The organism is Dyella acidisoli (genome assembly GCF_030160295.1).
Classification (GTDB): domain Bacteria; phylum Pseudomonadota; class Gammaproteobacteria; order Xanthomonadales; family Rhodanobacteraceae; genus Dyella_B; species Dyella_B acidisoli.
The window spans coordinates 88491-114654 of record NZ_BSOB01000061.1; the positions used below are offsets into that span (position 1 = coordinate 88491).

A 26164-nucleotide genomic window follows, 5' to 3' on the forward strand; every position below is an offset into this window, starting at 1 on the left:
AAGCATGATGCAAACGTCAAGCAGGCCAAGTGTTTAGCAGTTGTACGTCAATACCTTCATCACTGAGATTTTGTTTGTCGTTCTGTCCGAAACGACCTGCCACTTCGTCGCTTATGACAGCAAGGGCTTCGATACGTTCCGCGTCTGCAATGACATTGAGCAATCGCACGAATTCACTGTTCTCGCGTTGCAGCAATGCGCCATCATCAACAGGCTTCGACAACGCAACATGATGCAGATGACGTTTGTTGCCACCGCGATAATGCAGGCGTGCAACGATCTCTTGTCCCGGGTAGCACCCTTTGTCGATGGCGACAGCACCTAAGCGATGCAGCGACAATGCAGGAGGAAGCAATTCGTTCAATACAGCGCTGGGAAGCCATGGCCATCCTTCGCGCAGTTGTTCGAGTTGCCATGTGTTGTCGCTGTTGACGTTTGCACCAAACAACATCGAGTGCGATCCACAGCCGAATCGAATGACATCGTCTTGTACTTCAACATCGTGCAAGGACATCGCAACATCGCCTGCAAGCGAACCTTCAAGAATGCTCAGCTTGACGCGCGAACGAAAGACGAAGCGACGTAACGCATCGACAAAAATAGTTGCATCGCCACCGCGAAGAATCATCAGCAAACGTTCTTCGCTCAACTGGACAAGATGAAACACGTTGCGCACACGCCCTTGTGCGTCGAGCCAACTGCTGAATTGCCAGCGATGATTCGCGAGTGCAGTAACCTGGCTGGCAAATTGGCTTTGCGCGAACGCGATGGCGTCCGGGCCTTCCATTAAAACGACGTGGGCGGTATGAGATGTCGGCATGCGCGAAGGAGTGGGGGCGGCAGGGGCTAGCTGCAAGTGCTTCCTATCTTGCCTGCAACGCCCGGCGCCTGGCGTCAACTGGTTGTGCCGCTATGCCGCAAGTATTACGCTTTTGGCGATACGAACATGCCCGACACGTCCTCCAAGCCTGCAAGCCGTCCCGAACCCGCGAACACGGAACGCGGGGTAACGCCCGTTTCGCCCGTGCCGGGCAAGGAACAGAACGAGCGGCCGGTGCCGGATCCCACGCGCTACGGCGATTGGGAAAAAAACGGACGCTGCATCGACTTCTGAATCCGTTGCGTCATCCGCACCACGGATCAGTGGCGCGGGGTAGCCGATGTGCGGAAGGCGGTGGCGGTGCACGGGTATCAGCGATTCCACTCCAGGATAGCCGCCATGGCAGAGACGCAACGACCGCTTTCACCGCATCTACAGATATATAAGTGGCAAGTGCAGATGGTGACCTCCATCCTGCATCGTGCCACCGGCATTGCCCTGAGCGTGGGCACCCTGATCGTCGTGTGGGGCCTGGTTTCCCTGGCCGCCGGCGAAGATGCGTTCCATCAGTTCAAGATCTGCATGGGCAGCCCGCTCGGCATGATCCTAATGATCGGCTGGACCTGGTCGCTTTTCTACCACCTGTGCAACGGCATCCGTCACTTGGTGCAGGACGCAGGCGCGGGCTATGCCATCGCCCAATTCGTGCGTTCGAGCTGGCTGACGGTGATCGGCAGCCTCGTGCTGACCTTGATCGTCTGGGGCTACGTACTCTCTGCCGGAGGTGCCGCATGAGCGCTAACGCGAAAGATTTGCGGAATCCGCTGAAGCGGGCACGCGGCCTGGGTTCGGCCCAGTCCGGTGTAGGTCACTGGTGGACCCAGCGCACCACCGCCGTCGCCCTGATTGTGTTGGGCGTGTGGTTTGTAATCCTGGTGCTGGGCCTGCTGCACGGTGACTACGCCACCGCGCGCGCTGCGGTGGCCAAGCCGTGGAATGCAGTGCTGCTGATCGCGTTCCTGGTCAGCATGTTCTGGCATGCGGTGCTGGGCCTGCAGGTGGTCATCGAAGATTACGTCCACACCCGCTGGAAGGAAGTCACCCTTCTGGTAGTCATCAAGTTTATCGCCGTGCTGTGCGTGCTGGCCGGCACGCTGGCGGTGCTGCGCATCGCACTGGGAGCCTGAGGTCGATGGAAGCCTACAAAGTTCAGCAGCACAATTACGACGTGATCGTGGTGGGTGCCGGCGGCGCCGGCCTGCGCGCCACGTTCGGTCTGGCCGAAAAGGGCCTCAAGGCCGCGTGCATCACCAAGGTATTCCCGACCCGTTCGCACACGGTGGCGGCGCAGGGCGGTATCGCCGCCGCGCTTGGCAACATGGGCGAAGACGACTGGCGCTTCCACTTCTACGACACCATCAAAGGTTCGGACTGGCTGGGCGACCAGGACGCGATCGAATACATGTGCCGCGAGGCCATTCCTTCGATCCTTGAGCTGGAACACTACGGCGTGCCGTTCTCGCGCACCGACGACGGCCGCATCTATCAGCGTCCGTTCGGTGGCATGACCACGCACTACGGCAAGGGCACCGCACAGCGCACCTGCGCCGCGGCGGACCGCACTGGCCACGCGATCCTGCATACGCTTTATCAGCAGGCGCTGGCGCATGACGCCACGTTCTTCATCGAATACTTCGCGATCGATCTGATCTTCGACGACGAAGGTGTTTGCCGCGGCGTGCTGGCGCTCGACATGAACGAGGGCACCTTGCACCTGTTCCGTGGCCATTCCGTCGTGCTGGCCACGGGCGGTTATGGCCGCGCCTACTTCAGCGCCACCTCTGCGCATACCTGCACGGGCGACGGCGGCGGCATGGTGCTGCGTTCCGGCCTTGCGCTGCAGGATATGGAGTTCGTGCAGTTCCATCCCACCGGCATCTACGGCGCCGGCTGCCTGATTACCGAAGGCGTGCGTGGCGAAGGTGGTTACCTCACCAACGCCAAGGGCGAGCGTTTCATGGAACGCTATGCTCCGAGCGCCAAGGATCTTGCTTCGCGCGACGTGGTCAGCCGTGCAATGACCATGGAGATCCGCGAAGGCCGCGGCGTAGGCGAACACAAGGATCACGTGCATCTGAACCTGATGCACCTCGGTCCGGAAGTGATCCACGAGCGCCTGCCGGGCATCGCCGAATCCGCGCGCATTTTTGCGGGCGTGGATGTCACCAAGGAGCCGATTCCGGTGCTGCCGACTGTGCACTACAACATGGGCGGCATTCCGACCAACTATCACGGCGAAGTCGTACAGAAGAAGGGTGACGACGTCGACGCCGTGGTACCGGGCCTGTTCGCCATCGGCGAGGCTGCGTGCGTATCGGTGCATGGCGCCAATCGTCTCGGCTCCAACTCGCTGCTCGACCTGGTGGTGTTCGGCCGCGCCGTGTCGCATCGTTGCGCTGAAATCGTCAAGCCGGGTCAGGCTCACAAGGATCTGCCATCCAGCGCGTTGGACAAGGCACTGTCGCGCTTCGACGGTCTGCGCCACGCCAATGGCGGTACGCCAACTGCGAAGATTCGCGCCAACATGCAACGCACCATGCAGGATGACGCCGCTGTGTTCCGCACCAGCGAATCGCTGCAGGCGGGCTGCAAGAAAATTTCGCAGGTGTACGACTCTTTCAAGGACGTGCGCGTCAGCGATCGTTCGATGGTGTGGAACTCTGACCTGATCGAAACGCTGGAGTTGTCCAACCTGCTGGGCCAGGCGGTTGCCACGATGTATTCGGCCGAGCAGCGTCACGAAAGCCGCGGTGCGCATGCGCACGAGGACTTCCCTGACCGCGACGACCACAACTGGCAGAAGCACACCATGGCCAGCGTCGATGACGCCGGCAAGGTCAGCTTCGATTTCCGCCCGGTGCACATGTACACCTTGACCAACGAGGTCGAAGTGGTGCCGCCGAAGAAGCGCGTTTACTAAGTACCGACTGGAGAGGCCATCGTGGCAGAGTTCACGCTACCCAAGAATTCCAAGATCCAGCCGGGCAAGCATTATCCGGCGAAGGACGCAAAGAAGCCGCGCACGTTCCGCGTCTATCGCTGGTCGCCGGACGACGGCCAGAACCCGCGCATCGACACGTATGAAGTCGATCTGGCCGCGTGCGGCCCGATGGTTCTGGACGCACTGCTGAAGATCAAGAACGAGATCGATCCTACCCTCACGCTGCGCCGCTCGTGCCGCGAAGGCATTTGCGGTTCGTGCGCGATGAATATCGACGGCACCAATACGCTGGCCTGCACCAGGTCCATCGAGGAATGCGCGTCGGGTGACGTGAAGATCTATCCGCTGCCGCACATGCCGGTAGTGAAGGATCTGGTGCCGGATCTCACGCACTTCTACGCCCAGTTCGCCTCGATTCGTCCGTGGCTACGCACGCAGAGCGCGGCGCCTGATCGCGAGCGTCTGCAGTCGCCGGAAGATCGCAAGAAGCTCGACGGCTTGTACGAGTGCATCCTGTGTGCGTGCTGCTCCACGAGCTGTCCGAGCTACTGGTGGAACGGTGACCGTTACCTGGGCCCGGCGATCCTGCTGCAGGCTTATCGCTGGATCGTCGACTCACGCGACGAAGATACCGGTGCACGCCTGGATGATCTGGAAGATCCGTTCAAGCTGTATCGCTGCCACACCATCATGAACTGCGCACGCACTTGCCCGAAGGGTTTGAATCCGGCGAAGGCGATTGCGGAGATCAAGAAGCTGCTGGTGGCGCGGCGGTCGGCGTGATTGGTCCCTAAGTAAGGTTGGCGTAGCGCCATGTCTGGTTTTACCTCGCCGTCATTCCCGCGCAAGCGGGAATCCATTGCCCGTTTTCGCCAGGGAGCAATATGGATTCCCGCTTGCGCGGGAATGACGGCCTTTAGGTGTACGGGCTGCTCGAAGGGTTAGATAGATGGACGAAGCCCGCCTTAAACGCCTACGTTGGCGCACCCGCCGAGGCACGCGCGAACTCGATGCATTGTTCGGTGGCTGGCTGGAAACCTCGTTTCCCACTGCGGACGCAGCCCTGCAACAGGCCTTCGACGAACTACTCGACGTGCAAGACCCAGACCTGTGGGACTGGGTCATGGGCCACGCCAAGCCACCGCGCGCCGATTGGCAGGCCATCATCGATGACATCCGCACCCGCCATCGGCTTTGAATACCGGCCTTCGCGCTGGGTACCGTACTTGTTCATCGGTATTACGGCGCTTGCTGTGGCGGCTATTCTGGTGTCGGGTGCACCCTTGCCGGTACGCATCGCGCTGGCGTTGGTTTCAATCGTGCTGTGCGTCCACGCCGTTCGTCGCCTGAGGCTGCCGATTTATGCAGTGGGCTGGGCGGGCCGCAGCGGTTGGACGCTGCGTGGCCTGGATGGCGCGGATGATGCGGCAACGCTTGCCTCGTTCCGTGTCATGCGCCAAGTGGTCCTGCTGCGATTGGTCAGCGGGCGCTACGGCAAGCTCACGCTATGGCTGATGCCGGACAACAGCGATGCTGATATTCGCAGGCGTTTGCGTATGCGCCTGGCCGTTTTGGCCAATGACAGCGAGGAGCGTGCGTAGATTGGGGTGCAAACCCCAACATCCGGCATGTACATAGATGGCAATGTTGGGGTTTGCACCCCAACCTACGTCCATGATTTGGGTCAGGTTGCCCACCAAGCCCACTTCGGGCACTCTGCGCGCGCGGCGAGGTCATATGGATTCCGCCGGCCCGCCGCCCACATCCCATACGCGAAACCCCCATGTTCCGACCGCTCGAGCTTTTCATCGGCCTGCGCTACGTCCGTGCCAAACGGCGCAATCAGTTCATTTCCTTCATCTCCACCGTATCCATCGTATGCATCACTATCAGCGTGATGGCGTTGATCACAGTGATGTCGGTGATGAACGGCTTCGATTACCAGCTGCGTTCGCGCATCCTCGGTGCCATTTCCGATGCAACGGTTTCCGGCCTGCCGGGCGAGACGGTGCAGAACTGGCCGTACGCCGTGCAACAGGTGAAAGCCAATTCGCACGTGCGAGGTGCCGCACCTTATGTGGAAATCCAATCCTTCCTGCAGGCGCAGCGTTCTGGCGGCGCAATGGTGCGCGGCATTGATCCTGCGCAGGAACCGAACGTTTCGGACATCAACAAGCACATGGTGGATGGTTCGTTCGATTCGCTTACACCCGATAGCTGGAACATTGTGCTTGGCAAAGATCTCGCGCTGCAGCTTGGCGTGAATGTCGGCGACAAGGTCACCATGGTGGTGCCGGAGCTGCGCGCAACCCCGATGGGGGCGGTTCCGCGTATCCGTGGTTTCCGTGTCAGCGGCATTTTTGAAATGGGCATGGAGGAGTTCGATTCCGGCCTTGGCCTTATCAATATCAGTGATGCCGAAAAGCTGAAAAGCATCGACAGCCCCACCGGCATTCGCCTGAAGCTGGACGATCTGTACAACGCCGGTCCAGTCGCGCGCGAATTGGTCGATACGCTGGGGCAGGTCTACGTGGTGACCACCTGGATGGACAGCCACGCCAACTTCTTCTCTGCCATCTCGATGGAGAAGAACGTGATGTTCATCATCCTCTCGCTGATCATCCTGGTGGCCGTGATCAATTTGATTTCCATGCTGATGATGCTGGTCACCGACAAGCAAGCGGACATCGCCATTTTGCGCACACTTGGTTCGACGCCGCGCAGCATCATGGGCATGTTCATGGTGCAAGGCGTACTGGTGGGTTTTGTCGGCATCGGCTTTGGCGTGGGTTTGGGTTCGCTGCTGTCGTGGCGGTTGCCCGGCATCGTGAAATGGATCGAGCACGTCACGGGCGTCACCTTCCTTTCGCCGGATGTCTATTACATCAGCGAAGTGCCCAGCAGACTCGACTGGCATGACGTGTTGTCGGTATCGCTGGTCACTTTCCTGTTCTCCTTGTTAGCGACGCTCTATCCCGCATGGCGCGCCTCGCGTACGCAACCGGCCCAGGCGCTGCGCTATGAGTAATCCGATGACAAACGCATCCAATGACATCGTGCTGCGCGCCAGCCACGTTGCCAAAATCTACGAGGAAGGCGACCTGCGCACCACGGTGCTTACCAATGTGAATTTCACGCTCAAGCGTGGCGAAACGTTGGCCATCGTCGGTGCATCCGGCTCCGGCAAAAGCACGCTGCTGCACATCATCGGCGGCCTGGATACGCTTACTAACGGTGAAGTGGAAGTGGAGGGGAGCACTCTTTCCAAGCTGTCCGATGCTGAGCGTGGACGGGTTCGTAATCGCTCGCTTGGTTTCATTTACCAGTTCCATCATTTGCTGCCGGAATTCACTGCGCTGGAAAACGTGTGCATGCCGCTGCTTATCCGTGGCGTCGGCATTCCCGAGGCGCAGAAGCAGGCTACGACGCTGTTGGAGCGTGTGGGGCTTGGCAAGCGTCTCGAGCACAAGCCATCAGAGCTTTCCGGCGGCGAACGCCAGCGCTGTGCGGTGGCACGCGCGCTGGTGACGCGCCCCTCTTGCGTCCTGGGCGATGAGCCCACCGGCAATCTCGACGAAGACAACGCCGCGCACGTGTACGAGCTGATGCTGGAATTGAATCGCGAGATCGGCACCAGTTTTATTTTGGTGACGCATGACAGTCGCCTGGCCGCGCGCATGGATCGTACGCTCGAGCTGCATAACGGCGAGTTGCGCGAGAAAGTTTGATACGAAAAGCTCGTCGTCCCGGCGAAAGCCGGGACCTAGTGTCTTTCGCATGTTTGAAGAGCAAAGTCGCTGGGTCCCGGCTTTCGCCGGGACGACGGTAAAGCAAGATTCTTCATCTCGCTACGGGGTTATGTGGGTTGGGCTGAGCGAAAGCGAACTTCAACATCACTTCGTACATCGACACGTTGGGGTTCGGCCTTGCCTCACCCCAACCTACGTCAGCTCCCTACAAGCTCCACTTTTCGCCTGCGCTAGCTTCGCTCCATGGCGGATGGAGCGCGACAATCAAGGAATTGGCCAAGCGCCAAAACAACGGCATTGGCGCTGCTGATCGGCATATCCGCCGTGCAATGGCTTCCCACTCTGCCGCCTCGCTGGCTAATGGGCGTGATGGCGGTGGGTGCATTGATCCTGGCATGGCGCCTGCCGCGCATCCGCTGGTTCGCAATCCTGCTGCTCGGTTTCGCCTGGGCCGCATGGCGTGGCAGTGCCGCCATGGAATCGCGCTTGCCGAGAGCGTGGGAAGGGCAGGATTTTCAGGTCACCGGTCGCGTCGTTGGATTGGCGCAGACGAAGGCCGGGGCGACCAGCGTGCAGTTCCACATCGATCAAGTCACGCGCGACGGACAAGCCGTGCCGTGGCAGGGGCTTGCGCGTATCAGCTGGTACGACACGCCCTCGGCCGAGCCGGAACCATGCTCGCGCTGGCAACTGCTGTTGCGTCTGCGCCGCCCGCGCGGAACGATCAATCCCGGTGGCGCGGATGGCGAACGCAGCGCACTTGCGCGCGATATTGCCGCGGTTGGCTATGTGCGTGATGACCCGGCCAATCAACGCCTGAGCGTAGCGACGTGGTGTCTGGATCGTTTGCGTGGCTCGCTCGCCGAAGGCATCCAGTCACGCGTGAATGATCCGCACGATGCTGCCTTGTTGCGCGCCTTCACCGTAGGCGACACGCGCGGGCTCGAACAGCAGGATTGGGATGTGGCGCGTGCCAACGGGATTTCCCATCTGATCGCCATTTCAGGTTTCCACGTCGGTGTGGCTGCTGTTTTCGGAGCATGGCTTTGCAGTGCGCTTTACTGGCTATGGCCCTCGCTTGCCTTGCGTTATCCGCACGTGCAGACGCAAGCATTGTTCGCGCTGGCTACTGCGTCCGCTTATGGCGCGCTGGCTGGCCTCGGTATGCCCACCTTGCGCACCGTGGCAATGATTGCGGCTTTTGCACTGGCGCGTTGCAGTCGGCGCGCCAGTGGGCCGATGCATGCGCTGGCGCTTGCGTTGATCGCGATATTGCTGGTGAATCCCACGGCGGTGCTGGAAGCCGGATTCTGGCTGTCGTTCATTGGTGTGGCGTTTTTGATTCTTTGCATGGATGCCAAAGGGCGCGGCGTGCGCGCCTTTCTGCGTGAACTGACGCTCGGGCAGCTTGTAATGACCATCGCGCTGTTGCCGCTGACTTTGTGGTTTTTTGGCGAAGCATCGCTAGTTGGTGCCTTGTCCAATCTTGTGGCAGTGCCTTTCGTCAGCTTTGTGATCGTGCCCTGTGCTTTGCTCGGCATGCTCTTGCTGATGCTTTGCCCGCCGCTGGCGACACCCGTACTTTGGCTGGCCGGATGGCTGACGCATGCGCAATGGTGGCTGCTGGAACAAACTGCCACTTGGCCCGGCGCGCATTGGTATCTGCCGGCAGTAAAGCCCTGGGCGCTAGTGTTCGCCACGCTTGGTGCGATCTGGTTATTTGCGCCACGGGGTGTGCCGTTGCGTGCGCTGGGTGCGTTGTTGTTTCTGCCCTTGTTGTGGCCGACGAGGCATCCACCCGATAGCGGTGCATTCCAGGCCTGGGTGCTCGATGTGGGGCAGGGCTTGTCCGTGGTGGTGCGCACGCGAGAGCACGCATTGGTGTACGACACGGGCGCGCGCTATCCCTCGGAATACGACTTGGGTTCGGCGGTTGTCATTCCGTCGCTGTATGCCCTCGGTATCGATCGACTGGACGTGCTGATGGTTAGCCATGCCGACAACGATCATGCAGGCGGCGCCCCCGCAGTGGCAGCGGCTTTCCCGGGCGCGCTGCGCTATTCGGGTGAGCCCGAGCGCATGCACATACCGATGAATCCCTGCGTGGCGGGGCAGCAATGGGAGTGGGATGGCGTACGTTTCCGTGTATTGAATCCTGTCGCTTCCGCATCGAACGCCTCAGCGAACGATCATTCCTGCGTGCTGCTGGTCGAAGGCCATGCAGGGCGTCTGTTGCTTACGGGCGATATCGCCATGGACACCGAACCACACGTTGCCGCAGCGTTGGGACCAGGCCCTAAACCAGTGCTGCAGGTGCCCCACCACGGCAGCAACGGTTCTTCCAGTGCTGACTTTATTGCAGCCTCCAAACCTGAACTGGCGATCGTCTCGGCTGGCTGGCGCAACCGTTTCGGCCATCCGCGCCCAGAGGTCATGCAGCGCTATGCGGCAGCGGGCGTGCCAGTATTCAATACCGCGGTGGACGGCGCCGTTCAGATCGACTTTCCCGCTGCGGGGCCTGCTGAGGTGACCGCACGCTGGCGCTTGCTGCAGCGACGCTACTGGCGGGAGTGATGCTGAGAGCCTCTTTCAATGTTTCCCCGCGGTTCGCATAGCCCCTGAGTGGCCGCCATGCGGCTGCGCGCGGCTTGACCAGACCACCAGTCTGGCGCTGCGCCACGCGCGACCACCTGACGACCACTCAGGGACTATGCGAACCACGTTGAGACATCGAAAAGGCTCTAAGACCGCACGGTAGGCTTTGGCGACGCTGCTATGATGGCGGCTTCCGCAGACGGCAAAAGCCGGGAGTTTTTTGTGGGTGATTTGGGTCAGATTCTGATGGCAGGCGGCTGGGCGATGGCGCCCATCCTGATCTGTTCGGCGGTGGCGTTGGCGATCGTGCTGGAACGGTGCTGGACCTTGCGGCGCAGCTCAGTGCTGCCGCCCGGGTTGGCCCAGGAAGTGCGCGAATGGGCGCGGTCCGATCAGCTCGATCCGGCGCATCTGGAAAAGCTTGGCACCGGTTCGCCGTTGGGTGAATTGCTGGCCGCCGCGCTGGCCGTGCGTCAGCATTCGCGCGACTTGATCAAGGAGCGCATCGAGGATACCGGCCGCCATGTGGTGCATCGCATGGAGCGTTACCTCAACACGCTCGGCACGATCGCGTTGATCGGCCCGCTGCTGGGTCTGTTCGGCACCGTTATCGGCCTGATTCGCATGTTCATGCAGGTCATGGTGGGCGGCATGGCCGATCCCACCAAGATGGCGGGTGGCATCGGCGAGGCGCTGATCTGTACCGCGGCCGGCCTGACGGTGGCGATTCCCGCATACGTGCTGCATCGCTATTTCCGTTCGAAGGTGGCTGGCTACGTGGTGGAGATGGAAAAGCAGGCAACACTGCTGCTGGACGATCTCACGCTTTCCGCACAACCCGCCACGCGTGCTCGTCGTGCGCCACTCGCTGCTGGCGACAAGGCGCCGGTTTAAACCATGCGTATCGGTAACGACCGCCGCAACGATGATTTCGAGATCAACGTCGTATCGTTGATCGACGTGCTGCTCACGCTGCTGATGTTTTTCGTGCTCACCACCACGTTCGTGCAGCACTCGCGCCTGAAGGTGAATCTGCCGCAGGCCAGCGCAGAAGACCGCGACATGCAGCCACCGGCGATCACTGTGATGGTCGATCGCGAGGGGCATTTCTACGTGGGCAGCGATGAAGTGGTGGGCGGCAGCGTGGATACGCTGAAGCAAGCCATCGCGCACGTAGCCGGTGACGACCGCAACCAGACGGTCACTATCCGCGCCGATGCCATGACGGCTCATCAGAACGTGGTCATGGCCATGGACGCGCTGGGCCAGCTCGGCTTTACTCACCTTTCCATCGCCACGACGCCTACGCAGGCGGAAACGGGCAAATGAGCGAAGGCAAAAAGAAGGTTGCGCTGTGGGATGCGGAGAGCCGGCGTACATACAAGCGTCTGCTCGGCTATTCGGTACGCTTCTGGCCTGTAGTGCTGATCACCATCATCGGTTTTGCGGTGGACGGTGGCTGCCTTGCCTTCTTTACCAATAAGCTGCGGCCGATCATCGACGATCTGTTTGCCAAGAAAGATCCGTATCTGATCTTCTGGATGCCGATCTGGATCATTGCGATCTTCGTAGTGCGCGGTGTTGCCACCTTCGTCAGCAATTACGGTATCGGCTACGTTGGGCGCAATGTGGTGCAGTTGATGCAGCGCGATGTGTTCGCTGCCTATCTACGCTTGCCGACGACCTTCTTCGGCAACGAGCATTCCGGCCACCAGATCTCACGCATCACGTACACCAGCGAACAGATCGCTGGCGCTTCCACCGATGCGCTCAAGGTGGCGGTGACGGAGGGTGTGACCGTCATCGGCATGTTCTACGTGATGCTGAGCAATAGCGCGTACCTCACCATTGCGCTGCTGTTGCTCATTCCCGCCATCGTGCTGATCGCTACTGCAGTCAGTCGCCGCTATCGCATGATCAGCCGGCGCATACAAAGCATGATGGGTTCAGTCACGGGGACGGTGGAAGAATCCATCGAAGCGCATCGCGAAATCCGCATTTACGGCGGGCAGCAGCAGGCTGATGAGCGCTTCAAGCAGATTTCCGACCGTGCGCGTTATCTCAACCTCAAGATCATTGCCACAGCAGCCACATCCACTTCAGCCATCCAGACGGTGGGTGCGTTTGCACTGGCGGGCCTGGTGTTCCTGGGATCGCGCCCCTCGGTGATCGGCAGTATTTCACCGGGTGTCTTCATCACCGTGTTAACCGCGATGGGCGGCATGCTGCCGTCGCTGAAGCGTCTGGCTAACGTGCAATCCACCATGCAAACAGGTATCGCTGCGGCGGAAAACCTATTCGCCGTGATCGACCTGCCACCGGAAGTGGATCATGGCACCAAGGTGCTGGAACGCACCAAGGGCGATCTGCGTTTCGAAGACGTGCGCCTGGTCTATCCGCGCGGCGATTTCCAGGCGCTTGTCGGCGTGAATCTGCACTGCGCGCCCGGCACGGTAACCGCGTTGGTGGGGCGTTCTGGCAGCGGCAAGAGCAGCCTCGTAAGTTTACTGCCGCGTTTTAACGCACCGACCAACGGACGTATTCTGCTGGACGGCGAAAATTACGAGTCTTACACGTTGCCTTCGCTGCGCAGACAGATTGCCTGGGTGGGGCAGAGCGTGGTGTTGTCCGACGGCACGGTAGCGGAGAACATCGCCTACGGTGAATTGGCGGATGCCAGCGAACAGGACATCATGGCCGCCGCTGAGGCTGCCAATGCGATGGAATTCATCCAGCGCCTGCCGCAAGGTATTCACAGCCCCATTGGCGAGGGCGGCAACATGCTCTCCGGTGGCCAGCGCCAACGCATCGCGATTGCGCGCGCCATTCTCAAGAACGCGCCGATCCTGGTGCTGGATGAAGCGACCAGTGCGCTCGACACCGAATCCGAGCGTTTGATCCAGCAAGCACTGCAGCGCCTTATGCGCGATCGCACCACGCTGGTGATCGCGCACCGCCTGTCCACTATCGAACATGCTGACCAGATCGCGGTGATGGAGCAGGGACGGATCATCGAGCGCGGCACGCATGCCGAGTTGATGGCGCTGAGTGGTCACTACGCCGCGTTGCATCGCATGCAGTTCAACGAACGTCCCACAGTAGTTGCCGCCGACTGACGATGAGCCTGGCCGATACGCTCCAGGCAGGCTGGTATGAAGGAAAGCCACTGCCGTGGTGGTGCTATCCGTTGTCCAAGCTTTACGGTGCAGTGGTTGCGCTTCGCCAAACGCTGTATCGACACGGCTGGCTGCGAGCGGTACGGCTACCTTGTCCCGTTATCGTGGTCGGCAATCTCACCGCAGGCGGTACGGGGAAAACGCCGCTCACTTTGGCATTGGCCGAAGCATTGCGTGAGCGTGGCTATCATCCCGGCGTAGTGAGTCGTGGTTATGGCGGGACTGCCAGGGAACCGATGCTGCTGGGCGAATCGCCAGATCCGGTTGAAGCCGGTGATGAGCCCTGCGTGATACGCGCCAGCGGTGTCCCTGTGGCGATTGGCCAGGATCGTCCTGCCGCAGCGCAGTTGTTGCTCGATGCCGGTTGCAATGTCGTGATTGCGGACGATGGTCTGCAGCATTACCGATTGGCACGCGATATCGAGATTTGCGTGATCGATGGGGTGCGACGCTTAGGCAATGCGCAGTTGTTACCAGCTGGGCCGCTGCGTGAACCGTTAAGTCGCATGGAGCGCGTGGATTTTCGTATCTGCAACGGTGCTCATCCGCAGAATGGCGAAGTGCCCATGCGCCTCGAAGGTGGTTTGGTGCGTGCACTATCGGATGGACGTGAACAGTCCATCAAAAACTTCGCAGGCAGACGTGTGCACGCGGTGGCTGCCATCGGCAATCCGCAGCGCTTCTTTGCGAGTCTCGCTGAGCAAGGCATGGATGTGATTCCCCATCCCTTTCCCGATCACCATGCCTTTATGCCGGCGGATCTTACGTTTCGCGATGATCTGCCGGTGCTGATGACCGAAAAGGACGCTGTGAAATGCTGGGCATTCGCTCAGCCCCACTGGTGGAGTGTGCCGGTGAAGGCGGAATTACCAGCCAGTTTCTACGACGATTTCTACATACGGCTTGCAGCGAAAGCACGAATGTTGCCGATGGCGTTATCATAGGCGCCATTTCCCGGCGCCATGCCGGTCTTTTCCGCACGAGGTTTTGCATGAGCCTGATCCAGGTACCGGTCTCCTTTGGGGAACTGATCGACAAGATCACGATTCTCGAGATCAAGGCGCGGCAGATTTCCGATCCTGCCAAGCTCGCCAACGTGCACAACGAGCTCAACCTGCTCAATGCCACGTGGGCGAATGACCACGCCTCGCAGTCGGACATCAGCAAGGAACGCGCACGACTGCTTGCCGTGAACGAAGCGTTGTGGGATATCGAAGACCGCATCCGCTTGAAGGAAAAAGCGCAGGCGTTCGATGCCGAATTCATCGAGCTGGCGCGTTCGGTTTATTTCAAGAACGACGAGCGCGCTGCGGTGAAGCGTGAGATCAATCTCAAGCTCGGTTCGCAGCTGGTTGAAGAGAAGTCGTATCAGGATTACCGCGCGACGAAGTGATTTCGTTAGCGTTCCTCGATCACATTGCCTATTTGAAGTGATCGCCTCCGAAGTCGATTCGCGACCGGAGCCGTAGCCTTGCCTGCGTAGACCTTTCCAGAAGACCCGGGACTCCCACTAAACTGGGTGAAACGCCACAGGGGAGGTCGTCGTATGCGCCGATGGAAGGGGTTGTTGGGGCTGCTGTTCGTGGTTTCACCCTTGCTGGCCCAGGACGTCCCTCCTGCGCTGCGCGACTGGCAGGGATGGGTTCTGCACGACGTCCCTCAGCACGGCTGCCCATTTCTGGCCAATAGCCGCCCGGATGCCGGCAGTTACCAGTGCATCTGGCCAGGTCGCCTGAGCATCGACGCAGGCAAGAACGGTGGCCATTTCAGTCTTGACGTGCACGTGGATGCTGCGAGTTGGGTTGGCTTACCCGGGGACGAGCACAGCTGGCCGCAGCAGGTGGTGGTGAACAACAAAGCGTGGCCGGTGTTGAATCGTGATGGGCAGCCAGCGCTAAGGCTGGAACCGGGCGAATACACCATCCAGGGAAACCTGCCGTGGGATGCACGTCCGGCACGCTTACGTGTACCGCTCTCGATTGGATTGGTTTCGCTCAGCGTGGATGGTGGCGCCGTCGATCGCATCGAACGCAATGGTGATCAGCTCACGCTTGGCGAGGCCGCCGCGGCGCAGCGTCAGGCCGATGCACTTTCCGTGCGCGTTTATCGCCATCTGACCGATGGCATGCCCGCGCTGCTGGATACGCAGCTGCAATTGAACGTCACAGGCAGCGCGCGCGAACAAGTGTTGGGCCCAGCGTTACCCAAAGGCTTCATAGCGACTTCACTGGACAGCGATGTACCCGCGCAGTGGGAGCCCGATGGCCGGGTGCGGTTGCAGCTTCGCCCCGGGCAATGGACGGTGCATCTGTCCGCTCGCGCTATCGATACTTTGCGCGAAGTGAGCTTGGCTCCGACTGCTGACGGTATCTGGCCGAAGCAGGAGACTTGGAGCTATAGCGATGATCCGTCGCTGCGCAGCACGCGCGTCGAAGGGCGCGCCACTGATGCCGCGCAAGCGGATGTGCCGGGTGATTGGCGCGAACTTCCGGCCTATGTGCTCGACCAAAACAGTGGTCTGGCCATCGAACAGGGCACGCGCGGCGGTGAAGGCGAGGCAGGTGACCAGATTCATCTTGAGCGCCAAATCTGGCTTGATTTCGATGGCCGCGGTTTCAATGTCAGCGATCACCTTACGGGAACGCTGCCGCGTACGCAGCGTTTGGATGTCGGTGCACCATGGCAACTGCAGCGCGCCTCGCTGCACGATGCGCCCTTGCTGGTGACTGATGCTGGTCAGGGGCGGACGGGTGTCGAGTTGCGCAATACAAATTTGGATCTGCATGCGGGCCTGCGGGTGCCGGATCGCAGTGGATCGTTGCCTAGCGGCGGGTGGCTTGCTTCCCTGGAGAACATCGACGCGGTCTTGCATTTGCCCTATGGCTACCGGCTGATCGGTGCGGGCGGCGTGGATCGTTCGCCGGATTCGTGGATTGCGAAGTGGAGTCTGCTGGATCTGTTCGTCGTTGCCTTGATTGCGCTATTGGCGGGACGCTTGCTCGGTTGGCGGTGGGCGGCGGTTGCAGCGATCTTTCTGGTTCTGTCGCAGCACGAGACCGGTGCACCGCGCTGGACCTTGGGTGTAGCGCTGGCTTTCGCTTTACTCATGCGCGCGCTGCCGACGGGACGATTGCGGCAATGGGCGCAGATGGCCAGCTCGCTGGCGCTGGCATTGGCCATCATCTGGACATTGCCCTTTGCGAAGACGCAGTTGGAGGATGCCTTGCATCCGCAATTGGAGGGCAATGGCGCGTATTCCTCCTTGATTGAGCGCATGGCGGCTGTTGGTTATGGCAAAGAGGAGGAGGCAAAGCAGGAAGTAGTTCCTCAAGCGCAAGTGCAGCAATCTGAACCAAGCGCTGCGCCGGCACCGCCCCCACCTCTGCCTCCGCCACCAGTCACTCCTATGCCGGTCGTTCAATCGGCAGCGCCGGCCTCTGGAGCCAGTCGTAATCTGATGACTGTTGCGGTGACGGGTGCCGCGCTACCGGGCTCAACCACCATGCACGAGATGGATAGTCACAGCATTGTCCAAGCGGGTGCGGGTGAGCCGAGTTGGGATGTCGACAACAATTACCGACTGAGCTGGTCGGGACCTGTGACATCTGAGCAAAGCATGCGGCTGGTGATTGCGCCATCCTGGCTGGTTCGGCTGTTGCGTGTAGTGATGCTGGGCCTGTTGGTGGCATTGCTCGGCCGCGTCGCACGCAATTTCTTCATCAAACCATCTGATACGTCATGGCGTATTTGGCGTTTCGGCGGTACGGCGGCAACGTGCCTGTTGCTGGCGAGCTTGCCTCATGTCACGCATGCTCAAGCCATGCCCAGTCCGGATTTGTTGGGGCAACTGCATAGTCGTCTGCTGGAAGCACCCAAATGTGTGCCCGATTGCGCAGTGGTTGCCGCTGCCAATGTACAGGCGAAAGACGACCAAATCGCCATCGAGTTGGAAGTGCATGTCGGCGCGTCAGTGGCACTGCCTTTGCCGCAGATCGACGCAGGCTTGCAACTCCTCAGCGCCAATGTGGATGGTCATGCCAATGCAACGCTCGGCAAGCGCGATGATCAGCTGCTGGTGAGGTTGGAACCTGGCATACACAAGCTTGGTCTGAGCTATCGCGCGCAACCTGTCGACAGCACCACGGTGCATTTTGCATTGCGTCCGCAGTGGTTGGTGTTCAACGGACAGGGATGGTCGCTTGATGGCGTTGATGCAGGGCATTTGCTGGGTGACAGCGTGACACTCAATCGCATCCGCACGGTGGCCGACGGCAAGCCGGCGCCTGTTTCGCAACAGGCGTTTCCCCCGTATGTACGTATCACGCGGGATATCATGCTTGGCGTGGACTGGACTGTGGTCAACACTGTGGAACGGTTGGCACCGAGTGATGGCGGATTCAGTCTCGAATTGCCTTTGTTATCTGGCGAGCATCCGTTGGGTGAAGGTATGCGTGTGCACGACGGGCGCATCGTTGTCACATTCAATGCTGGTCAAAGCGAGGTTAGCTGGACCAGTCGTCTCGATCACGCCGATACCCTGAAAATCACGGCGCCGGCACTGGGCGATCATGCTGAGGCTTGGCAAGTGCACGCATCGCCGATCTGGCATGTGGAGACACAGGGTGTGCCGGTCAGCGATAACGCTGATGGCCTCAGTTTTGAACCGCTGCCGAATGAGACTTTGCAATTGCATGTGAGTCGACCCAAGGCCGTCGACGGTGACAGTCTTGCGTTCGATGCCGCGAATGCCAGCGTGAGCGTGGGTGACCGCGCAACCGAAACGGAACTTGGCCTGCTCACGCGCAGCACACGTGGCGGTGAGCACGCCATTGGTTTGCCGGCAGGTACGGAACTACTCGGCGCCACACGCGACGACGAACAGCTCAGCCTCGCCGTGAAGGATGGCAAGCTAAGCCTGCCGCTTCTGCCGGGCAAGCATCATTACGTCATACGTTTGCGTGAACCTCACGGCATCGGCATGCATGTCGCAACGCCGGCACTTGCCCTGGGTGCGCCATCGGCCAACATCGGACTGGACCTCAAGCTGCCGGAAGATCGCTGGGTGTTGTGGACATGGGGGCCGCGTGTGGGGCCTGCAGTGCTGTATTGGTCGCAACTGATCGTGTTGCTGGTGGCGGCATGGTTCCTGGGGCGTTATGCGCCGACACCGTTGCGCTTTTATCAGTGGCTGTTGCTGGGGCTTGGTTTTTCGGCGTTCGCGTGGAGTGCGTACACGTTCGTAGTGCTGTGGTTGATCATGCTTGGCCTGCGCGCGCGACATGATGCGGCCGTCACCAAGCTCGCGGACATGCGATTCAACCTGGTGCAGGTGTTGTTGGCCTTGGTAACGGTGCTGGCCTTGGCAACGTTGGTGTCTGCCGTACCAAAAGGCTTGCTTGGATTGCCCGACATGCACGTCGCCGGCAACGACTCAAGCGCATGGAATCTGAATTGGTTCGCTGATCAGACCAAGGATGTTTTGCCGCAGGGCGGGGTAGTCACCGTATCGCTGTGGTTCTACAAGGTTGCCATGCTCGCCTGGGCCTTGTGGTTGGCGAATGCGCTTATTGGATGGCTGCGGTGGGGCTTTGATGCCTGGACCAAAGGCGGTTATTGGAAGAAACGGGAGAGGAAGCCTGCCGCGCCGCCGCAGTTGCCGGATGCTCCGGTTACGGAGGCTCCGCGCGATAACTAACAAAAAACTCCGCATTGTCGTTCCGGTGTTTGCCGGGACGACAATGCCGTGCGTTATCAGCTCAGGCTGGATGCCGCCGCCTCAAAGCGCTCGATGACGTCATCGACTTCAATCAAATCCATCACGCCTGGCTTTTCTATCTTCGTTCCCCACGGAATCTCGCTCGCCGGCCTGCCGAAATAGTTGCGTGAAGCAACATCGTATTTGTCGACACACCAGCGGCGGTCGGAATAGGGGCCGGAGCGCGCGGGATTGCTGGCAGCGTGCAGGCCAAGCACTTTCAGTCCCACCGTATTGGCCATATGCATTGGCCCTGAGTCGGGCGTAAGCAGCAGTTGTGCGCGACAGAACATCGCCATCAGTTTCTTCAGCGTGTCTTTGCCGGTAAGGTCTAACGGAGCTTGTTTGCAGAGAGCCAGAATCGCATCGGCCATGCTGCGTTCCATAGGGGAGGGGCCGCCGATCAGCACGACGCGCCAACTGCGTGTGACGGCATAGTCCATGACGGCGGCGTAGCGCTCCGGACGCCAATTACGCAGCGCGTGGCTGGAGGTGGGGCTGACCAGCAACGTGGGTTGGTTGTCCGACCACTGCTGGGCCGCCCATGCGTGTGCTTCATCAGGAACAGGAATATCCCAGCGCACTTCGGTCTGTTTCAGACCAAGCGGCTCGCAAAAGCTTCCGATCGCTTGCAGCACGTGCTCGCCGGTGCGTGCAGGGATACGTTCGTTGATCACCAGACCATGCAAGTCTTTGGAGCGCGCATGGTCGTAACCGATGCGGCGATCGGCTTTGATCCCTAAGCTGAGCAGGTTCGAGCGCAGGGCCACTTGCATCTGCAGCAGTGCACCGAAACGCCGTCCGCGGAGCGCAGCATGGACTTCACGCATGCCGGCCCAACCGGCGCCTTTGTCGAAGGTGACGAACTCCACGCCGGGCAAGTCGCCGACCAGCTTGCGCTCCAGCTTGCCTACGATCCAGGTCAGCGCCGTCTGCGGCCAGGCACGCTGCAACGTGTGGATCAGCGGCACCACGTGGGTGACGTCGCCGATGGCCGAGGTACGCAGCAGGCAGATGGAGGCAGGAGAGGACATGTAGAATCGCCGGACAGTAATCGAGGAACGCCGCAGCACCGATGCACGAGCAACTGCGCCAAGACGCCAAGGGTGCGATTCTGTTCGACGCTACCATGTCGCCACAAGTCGATGGCGCATGGTTCGATGTCGACCATTGGCGGGGGCGGGGGGCGTACAGCACGCAATCCGGTGGACGTGGCGGCGTGGCGATCATCCGCACCCCGGCCGGCGAATGCGTGCTGCGCCATTACCGGCGCGGCGGTATGGTGGCGGCAATGATGGGCGATCGTTACCTGTGGACCGGTGCGAATCGTACGCGCAGTTTCCGTGAATTTCGTTTGATGCAGGCCATGGCGCAGTTGCACTTGCCGGTGCCGCGAGTGGTGGCGGCGCGTTATCGGCGGATAGGGCTTTATTACCAAGCGGATCTCATCACCCAGCGTCTGGCCGATACGCACACGCTGACAGAATGCGTGGCACAAGATCGACTGGATGCCGAGCTGGCCCAAGAAGTGGGTGCGCTGGTGGCGCGATTCCATCGCGCGGGTGTATGGCACGCCGATCTGAACGCGCACAATGTGCTGGTTGCGCCATCGGGACTTTATCTGGTGGATTTCGATCGTGGCCGCATGCGGCCCCTGGAGCCGAGTTGGCGCATGGCAAACCTGCAGCGATTGCGCAGGTCGCTGTTCAAAATTGGTGCGGCTGCGCAGGGTGAGGCGGTGTTCGATCAAACGATCTGGACGCCCCTTATGTACGGCTACGAGCGGACCTTGAGCGCATGAGCTGGCATTTGCATTTTCTTGGTACCGGCGCCGCGCATGCGGTCGAGTTAGGCTCTTCGTCCGCGGTATTGGAGCGCGACGGCAAACCGATGCTGCTGATCGATTGCGGCCCTGACACGCTCGACCGTTACTACGCGGCTTACGCCGAACCGCCGCGCAATGTTTACATCACTCATACGCATATGGACCACGTCGGCGGCTTGGAACGCTTGTTCACCCGTGTGTGGTTCGATGAGGCGCTGCGGGGGAAAACACGGGTGTTCGCGCATGCGGCGCTCGTGCCCTGGCTGCAAACGCGGGTGGCCGACTATCCCGGCGTGCTGGCCGAGGGTGGTGTGAATTATTGGGAGGCATTCCGGCTGGTGCCTTGCTCGCGCGGTTTCTGGTTGGACGGATTCTGGTTTGACGTGTTTGCCACGCGGCATCATCGTCCCGGTACGTCGTTCGGCTTGGCTTTGCATGGCAGCTTTGCGTTCACCGGTGACACGCGTCCCATTCCTGAAGTGTTGGCGCAGTACGCCGATGGAGAGGCGTTGATCGCGCACGATTGTGGGCTCGTCGGGAATCCTTCGCATACCGGTATCGACGATATCGAGCGTGAGTACGACGAAGGGATGCGTGCGCGGTTGGTGCTTTATCACTATGGCAGCAAAGCGGATGGAGAGGCTTTGTCTGCACGCGGGTATCGCATTGCGCGAGCCGGGCAGCGAGTAGCGTTGGTAGATCCATCACCTTTGCGTGCAGATGCTGGATGAGTGCTTGCGGGAGATCCTCTAAGTGAGCCCTCTCCCTTCGGGAGGGGCGAGAGGCGGGTGAGGGTTCGGGCGAAGCGTGATACCAACCTCTTGCCCAAGTCATAACAATCGCGCGTTGATCGCACCCGCACCCCACCCCTCTCCCGAAGGGACAGGGGCTCAAGCGCTCTTGTCCGTTAGACCGCTAACAGTTATTCTTCCGCTTCTTTGTTGGCGTCCAACCAGCAAAGCGGTTTTTGCGTGCGGAGAGGTGTCCGAGTGGTTGAAGGAGCACGCCTGGAAAGTGTGTATACGGCTTATCCCCGTATCGCGGGTTCGAATCCCGCCCTCTCCGCCAGATATTGAAAGATGCGACGGCTTGGAAGCTGGCGCAAAGTTGTAAGAGCACGGATGAGAGAGGGTGGGTGAGAACCCGCTTGGTTCGACAAATTCGTCTGGAACGAATTTGGACAGCCGAAGGCTGGCCCCGTAGCGCGTAGCGCGGAGGGGTGAGGCCCACGGACGGGCCGAACAATCCCGCCCTCTCCGCCAGTTATTTCAATGAACTGGCAGCAGCTTGAAACAATCAAGCTAAGCAGCCAGTTTCAGGGCTTCGATGCCCACCCTATGGTGGCCCCGTCGGTCCCCCCGCGACGATAGTTCGCAAACCCCGCCAGGTCCGGAAGGAAGCAACGGTAGCGGATGATTCGGGTGCCGGGGTGTGGCTGGCGGGGCCGCCGCCTTTTCAGGCAGGCGCTCGACGAGTTCGCATGACTTGCCAACGTGGACTTGGCACAATCGGTCTTTAGGCCCAGACAGCGTTAACGAATGTCCTATCAGGTACTCGCGCGCAAGTGGCGCCCTCGCAAGTTCGCTGAACTCGTTGGGCAGGAGCATGTCGTACGTGCACTCACCAACGCCCTCGACAGCGGGCGTATGCACCATGCCTATCTGTTTACCGGTACACGCGGCGTCGGCAAGACCACTATCGCGCGCATCTTCGCCAAGTCGCTGAACTGCGAGCGCGGCGAATCCGCTGATCCCTGCGGCGAGTGCGCGGTATGCACGGCGGTTGACGCCGGCCGCTTCGTGGATCTCCTGGAAATCGACGCAGCCAGCAACACCGGCGTGGACGATGTACGCGAGGTGATCGAGAACGCCCAGTACGCACCGGCGCGTGGGCGCTTCAAGGTGTATCTGGTGGACGAAGTGCACATGCTCTCCAAGCCAGCCTTCAACGCCTTGCTGAAGACGCTGGAAGAGCCACCGCCGCACGTGAAGTTCCTGCTGGCGACCACCGATCCGCAGAAGCTGCCGGTGACGGTGCTCTCTCGCTGCCTGCGTTTCAACTTGAAGCGCCTGTTGCCGGATCAGATCTCGGGACAGATGCGACACATCCTCGGCGCCGAGCATATCGAATACGAAGATCCGGCCATCGTGGAACTCGCGCGCGCGGCGGATGGTTCGTTGCGCGATGGCCTGTCGCTGTTGGATCAGGCGATCGCCTACGGTGGCGGTTCGCTGAAGGCGAACGAGGTGCGCGCCATGCTGGGCAGCGTCGAACGCGGCCAAGTGCTTGGCCTGCTCGATGCGCTGGCGGCAGGGGACGGACAAGCATTGATGACAGAGTGCGCGCGCATTGCGTCGTTCTCGCCGGATTTCGGCAGCGTGCTGGATGATCTCGCTGCGGCGCTGCATCGCATCCAGCTGATCCAGTTGGTACCTGGTTATCGTCTCGACCCGAATGATGGCGACGATTCGGCTCTGACCAGTCTGGCCGAGCGCATGGCCGCCGAGGACGTGCAGCTCTACTATCAGATCGCCACCACAGGCCGTCGCGACTTGGCACTGGCGCCCGATACGCGCACCGGCTTCGAAATGGCTTTGCTGCGCATGCTGGCGTTTCGTCCGTCTGATGATGCGACCCCTGCGGCAGCTTCGGGTGGTGGGCAGCGTCAGGTTGCACAACCACTGTCGCGTCCGCCGGCGGCCGCTGCTCCAGCAGCAGCGCCCGTGCAAAACGCACGTCCTGCGCCGGCTCCGTATTCGGCACCGCCTGCACCTCAACGGGAAAACATCGCTGCTGCGCCGCCGGTTCAGCGCGTGGCGGCTCCAGGCGGTCTACCTGATTGGGAAGTGTTGATCCAGCGTGCTGATTTGCGTGGCCCGCTTGGTCAGCTTGCGCAGAACTCGGCGTTGCGTGGCAGGGAAGGGCAGACGCTGGTGCTCGCGCTGCAACCGACCCATATGCATCTGGCGGTGGAGCCGATTGTCAGTCAGATCGCCGATCGCCTGAGCGAAGCGATGGGCGAGCCGATTCGCCTGCGTTTCGTCGAGGACAGCCATGGCGCCGCACATACACCTGCGGCTCGCGCGGCCGAGGCACGCAGCGCCGCGCAGTCGGCGGCCGAGGCGTCGATTGAAGGCGACCCGCTGGTGCAGGCACTGAAGCGCGAATTCGGCGCGCGTGTGGTGCCGCAATCCATCAAACCCTTTGAATCCTGATTCTGGAGACGTGTTATGAGAGGACAACTCGGCCAGCTGATGCAGCAGGCGCAGCGCATGCAGGAAGACATGAAGCGCGCACAGGAAGAAATCGCCAAGCTCGAAGTTACCGGCAGCTCCGGCGGTGGCCTGGTTAGTGTAGTGATGACTGGTGCGCACGAAGTGCGTCGCGTGCAGATCGATCGCAAGCTGTTTGCCGATGATCCGGAGATGGCCGAAGACCTTGTTGCCGCCGCGATCAACGATGCGGTGAACAAAGTGGCTGATGCGAGCAAGAACAAACTAGGCGGTTTGACCTCTGGTTTGAATTTGCCGCCTGGGTTCAAGATGCCGTTTTGATTTGTTCCCTCTCCTCCGTGGGGAGAGGGAGTGAAAACATCATGAGCTCATCGCCCTTACTCAACGAACTCATCGAAGCCTTGCGCTGCCTGCCCGGCGTAGGTGGTAAGAGTGCGCAACGCATGGCTTTCCATCTGCTGGAACGCGAGCGCGAACGCGGACTGAAGCTCGCCACCGTGTTGCAACAAGCGATGCAGAAGATCGGCCATTGCTCGCGCTGTCGCAATTTCAGCGAAACGCCGGTGTGTGCGACCTGCGCAAGCAGCAGCCGTGACCGGCACGTGCTGTGCGTGGTGGAATCACCTACCGATTTGGCGGCCATTGAGCAGGCCACCGGTTATCGTGGTCAATACTTCGTGCTGATGGGGCGTTTGTCGCCGTTGGATGGCCTTGGCCCTGAGGAGCTTGGTCTGGGTTTGCTCAGCGAGCGGCTGGCCGAGGGCGAAGTGGAAGAGCTGATCCTCGCCACCAATCCCACTGTGGAAGGTGAGGCGACTGCGCATTATCTTGCCCAGCTCGCGCGTGCCGCCGGCATTCGTCCTACGCGTCTCGCGCATGGCGTGCCGCTGGGTGGCGAGTTGGAATACGTGGATCGCGGCACGCTGGCGCATGCTTTTGGCAGCCGGCAATCCGTAGACTAAACAGGAGAAGCACGTATGGGTGACACCATCTTCGGCAAGATCGTCCGTCGCGAAATCCCCGCCGACATCGTCTATGAAACCGATGATGTACTGGCCTTCAGAGACCTCAACCCGCAGGCTCCAGTACATGTGCTGTTCGTACCCAAGCATGCGATTGCCACGTTGAACGAGGCCACGCCGGCCGATGCCGAATTGATCGGCAAGCTTGTGCTTGCCGCTGCCGACTATGCCAAGCGCGAAGGTTTCGACAAGGACGGCTATCGCACCGTCATCAACTGCAACGAGCATGGCGGCCAAACCGTGTTCCATTTGCATGTGCATCTGCTGGCGGGCCGGCGCATGCATTGGCCGCCGGGCTGATTCGCGACCAAACCGTGCACAAAAAAAGCGCCAGCGTATGCTGGCGCTTTTTTTGTTGAACAAAGATGATCAGCGATGACGTACCACGATCACCGGCGGCGGAGCGTACCAGCCACCCCAGTACGGGCCCCAATACGGACCCGGACCCCAGTAGGGCCCCCAGAACGGGTCGTACCAGCCCGGGCCGTACGGGTAGCCGACCACCATCGGGCGCTTCGGCCACAGGTAAACGACGTTGGCTTCCACGCGCGGGTACGCATAGTCGTAATCACCTACCTTGCGCGTGACGACACCTTGCACGGCGCCGGTAACGGTGATTTCGCGACCGGGCTTGAACACTTCTGGATCGTAGAAGCCGGCGCGGCAGGCGACAAAGCGTCCCTGGGTGTTGCCGTTGCTATTGTCGTGGATCGGGCGGGCTTCATTGTCCAGTGGATGAGCCATGACATAGAAGCAGGTGGATTGCTGACCCGGTTCGGTGCTGATGATGTCGCCACCCCAGCGCACCTGCGTGCCATTGGCGGTGGTGCCACCTTGCTGGACACTCGCCGTGCTGACTGGGGCGAAATTGCCCTGCAGCGGCTGCGGCACTGTGGCGCACGCAGCCAACAGGGCAGAGAGTGCTGCGAGGCTGAGAATTCGGTACAGGGGAGACATGATGTGTTTCTCCATTTGGGGCGGATGCATG

General features: G+C 60.6%; 25 protein-coding genes, 1 tRNA gene and 1 other RNA gene. 24 read left to right on the forward strand and 3 right to left on the reverse strand.

The window, feature by feature from the left end:
• Positions 1–16: 16 nt before the first annotated feature.
• Positions 17–820, reverse strand: coding sequence for a CAF17-like 4Fe-4S cluster assembly/insertion protein YgfZ (ygfZ, locus tag QQJ86_RS21150; protein WP_284322961.1), 804 nt, complete (start codon positions 818–820; stop codon positions 17–19).
• 36 nt (positions 821–856) lie between these two features.
• Here ygfZ and QQJ86_RS21155 point away from each other — a divergent pair, with 36 nt between their 5' ends.
• The 16 genes from QQJ86_RS21155 (at position 857) to QQJ86_RS21230 (ending at position 19036) form a co-directional block, all read left to right on the forward strand.
• A complete protein-coding gene (locus QQJ86_RS21155; protein ID WP_284322962.1) occupies positions 857–1114 on the forward strand; it encodes a DUF1674 domain-containing protein in 258 nt (85 codons plus the stop codon).
• Between the two features lie 105 nt (positions 1115–1219).
• A complete protein-coding gene (gene sdhC / locus QQJ86_RS21160) occupies positions 1220–1615 on the forward strand; it encodes a succinate dehydrogenase, cytochrome b556 subunit (protein ID WP_284322963.1) in 396 nt (131 codons plus the stop codon).
• Positions 1612–2007, forward strand: coding sequence for a succinate dehydrogenase, hydrophobic membrane anchor protein (sdhD, locus tag QQJ86_RS21165; protein WP_284322964.1), 396 nt, complete (start codon positions 1612–1614; stop codon positions 2005–2007). Before sdhC ends, sdhD begins: the two co-directional genes overlap by 4 nt.
• Positions 2008–2012: 5 nt before the next feature.
• Positions 2013–3800: a succinate dehydrogenase flavoprotein subunit gene (gene sdhA, locus QQJ86_RS21170; protein WP_284322965.1), complete on the forward strand. Its 1788-nt coding sequence runs from the start codon at positions 2013–2015 to the stop codon at positions 3798–3800.
• Between the two features lie 21 nt (positions 3801–3821).
• Positions 3822–4604 (forward strand): succinate dehydrogenase iron-sulfur subunit, encoded by a 783-nt coding sequence (locus QQJ86_RS21175; RefSeq protein ID WP_284322966.1) that lies wholly within the window; start codon positions 3822–3824, stop codon positions 4602–4604.
• 166 nt (positions 4605–4770) lie between these two features.
• The gene (locus tag QQJ86_RS21180; RefSeq protein ID WP_284322967.1) at positions 4771–5019 is read left to right on the forward strand and encodes an FAD assembly factor SdhE; all 249 of its coding nucleotides are present in this window, start codon (positions 4771–4773) and stop codon (positions 5017–5019) included.
• Complete coding sequence (locus QQJ86_RS21185; protein WP_284322968.1) at positions 4991–5422, forward strand: YgfX family protein; 432 nt, start codon at positions 4991–4993, stop codon at positions 5420–5422. Before QQJ86_RS21180 ends, QQJ86_RS21185 begins: the two co-directional genes overlap by 29 nt.
• A gap of 182 nt (positions 5423–5604) precedes the next feature.
• The gene (locus tag QQJ86_RS21190) at positions 5605–6849 is read left to right on the forward strand and encodes a lipoprotein-releasing ABC transporter permease subunit (protein WP_284322969.1); all 1245 of its coding nucleotides are present in this window, start codon (positions 5605–5607) and stop codon (positions 6847–6849) included.
• Between the two features lie 4 nt (positions 6850–6853).
• Complete coding sequence (lolD, locus tag QQJ86_RS21195) at positions 6854–7549, forward strand: lipoprotein-releasing ABC transporter ATP-binding protein LolD (RefSeq protein ID WP_284322970.1); 696 nt, start codon at positions 6854–6856, stop codon at positions 7547–7549.
• A gap of 264 nt (positions 7550–7813) precedes the next feature.
• Positions 7814–10144 (forward strand): DNA internalization-related competence protein ComEC/Rec2, encoded by a 2331-nt coding sequence (locus QQJ86_RS21200; RefSeq protein ID WP_284322971.1) that lies wholly within the window; start codon positions 7814–7816, stop codon positions 10142–10144.
• A gap of 252 nt (positions 10145–10396) precedes the next feature.
• Positions 10397–11059, forward strand: a complete 663-nt coding sequence (locus QQJ86_RS21205; protein WP_284323137.1) for a MotA/TolQ/ExbB proton channel family protein — start codon at positions 10397–10399, stop codon at positions 11057–11059.
• Between the two features lie 3 nt (positions 11060–11062).
• Positions 11063–11494, forward strand: coding sequence for an ExbD/TolR family protein (locus tag QQJ86_RS21210; RefSeq protein ID WP_284322972.1), 432 nt, complete (start codon positions 11063–11065; stop codon positions 11492–11494).
• Positions 11491–13281, forward strand: a complete 1791-nt coding sequence (gene msbA / locus QQJ86_RS21215) for a lipid A export permease/ATP-binding protein MsbA (protein WP_284322973.1) — start codon at positions 11491–11493, stop codon at positions 13279–13281. Before QQJ86_RS21210 ends, msbA begins: the two co-directional genes overlap by 4 nt.
• Before the next feature lie 2 nt (positions 13282–13283).
• Positions 13284–14285: a tetraacyldisaccharide 4'-kinase gene (gene lpxK, locus QQJ86_RS21220; protein WP_284322974.1), complete on the forward strand. Its 1002-nt coding sequence runs from the start codon at positions 13284–13286 to the stop codon at positions 14283–14285.
• Between the two features lie 47 nt (positions 14286–14332).
• Positions 14333–14734: a DUF6165 family protein gene (locus QQJ86_RS21225; protein WP_284322975.1), complete on the forward strand. Its 402-nt coding sequence runs from the start codon at positions 14333–14335 to the stop codon at positions 14732–14734.
• Between the two features lie 153 nt (positions 14735–14887).
• Positions 14888–19036, forward strand: coding sequence for a hypothetical protein (locus QQJ86_RS21230; RefSeq protein ID WP_284322976.1), 4149 nt, complete (start codon positions 14888–14890; stop codon positions 19034–19036).
• A 56-nt stretch (positions 19037–19092) separates the two neighbouring features.
• Here the strand turns inward: QQJ86_RS21230 and QQJ86_RS21235 are convergent, their stop codons facing one another.
• The gene (locus QQJ86_RS21235; RefSeq protein ID WP_284322977.1) at positions 19093–20130 is read right to left on the reverse strand and encodes a glycosyltransferase family 9 protein; all 1038 of its coding nucleotides are present in this window, start codon (positions 20128–20130) and stop codon (positions 19093–19095) included.
• Positions 20131–20171: 41 nt separating this feature from the next.
• Here QQJ86_RS21235 and QQJ86_RS21240 point away from each other — a divergent pair, with 41 nt between their 5' ends.
• From QQJ86_RS21240 to QQJ86_RS21275, 8 genes are all read left to right on the forward strand, one after another.
• Positions 20172–20897, forward strand: a complete 726-nt coding sequence (locus tag QQJ86_RS21240) for a 3-deoxy-D-manno-octulosonic acid kinase (protein WP_284322978.1) — start codon at positions 20172–20174, stop codon at positions 20895–20897.
• The gene (locus QQJ86_RS21245) at positions 20894–21652 is read left to right on the forward strand and encodes an MBL fold metallo-hydrolase (protein ID WP_284322979.1); all 759 of its coding nucleotides are present in this window, start codon (positions 20894–20896) and stop codon (positions 21650–21652) included. Before QQJ86_RS21240 ends, QQJ86_RS21245 begins: the two co-directional genes overlap by 4 nt.
• Positions 21653–21896: 244 nt before the next feature.
• Positions 21897–21989, forward strand: a tRNA-Ser gene (locus QQJ86_RS21250).
• A 279-nt stretch (positions 21990–22268) separates the two neighbouring features.
• An RNA gene (gene ffs, locus QQJ86_RS21255) (signal recognition particle sRNA small type) lies at positions 22269–22365 on the forward strand.
• Between the two features lie 94 nt (positions 22366–22459).
• A complete protein-coding gene (dnaX, locus tag QQJ86_RS21260; RefSeq protein WP_284322980.1) occupies positions 22460–24136 on the forward strand; it encodes a DNA polymerase III subunit gamma/tau in 1677 nt (558 codons plus the stop codon).
• A 15-nt stretch (positions 24137–24151) separates the two neighbouring features.
• Entirely contained in the window at positions 24152–24475 is a 324-nt protein-coding gene (locus QQJ86_RS21265) for a YbaB/EbfC family nucleoid-associated protein (RefSeq protein ID WP_284322981.1), read from the forward strand.
• Positions 24476–24516: 41 nt separating this feature from the next.
• The gene (gene recR / locus QQJ86_RS21270) at positions 24517–25116 is read left to right on the forward strand and encodes a recombination mediator RecR (protein WP_284322982.1); all 600 of its coding nucleotides are present in this window, start codon (positions 24517–24519) and stop codon (positions 25114–25116) included.
• Positions 25117–25131: 15 nt separating this feature from the next.
• Positions 25132–25476: a histidine triad nucleotide-binding protein gene (locus QQJ86_RS21275; RefSeq protein WP_284322983.1), complete on the forward strand. Its 345-nt coding sequence runs from the start codon at positions 25132–25134 to the stop codon at positions 25474–25476.
• A gap of 69 nt (positions 25477–25545) precedes the next feature.
• Here the strand turns inward: QQJ86_RS21275 and QQJ86_RS21280 are convergent, their stop codons facing one another.
• Positions 25546–26133 carry a Slp family lipoprotein gene (locus tag QQJ86_RS21280; protein WP_284322984.1) on the reverse strand — a complete coding sequence of 196 codons (588 nt, stop codon included), beginning with the start codon at positions 26131–26133 and terminating at the stop codon, positions 25546–25548.
• Positions 26134–26164 lie beyond the last annotated feature (31 nt).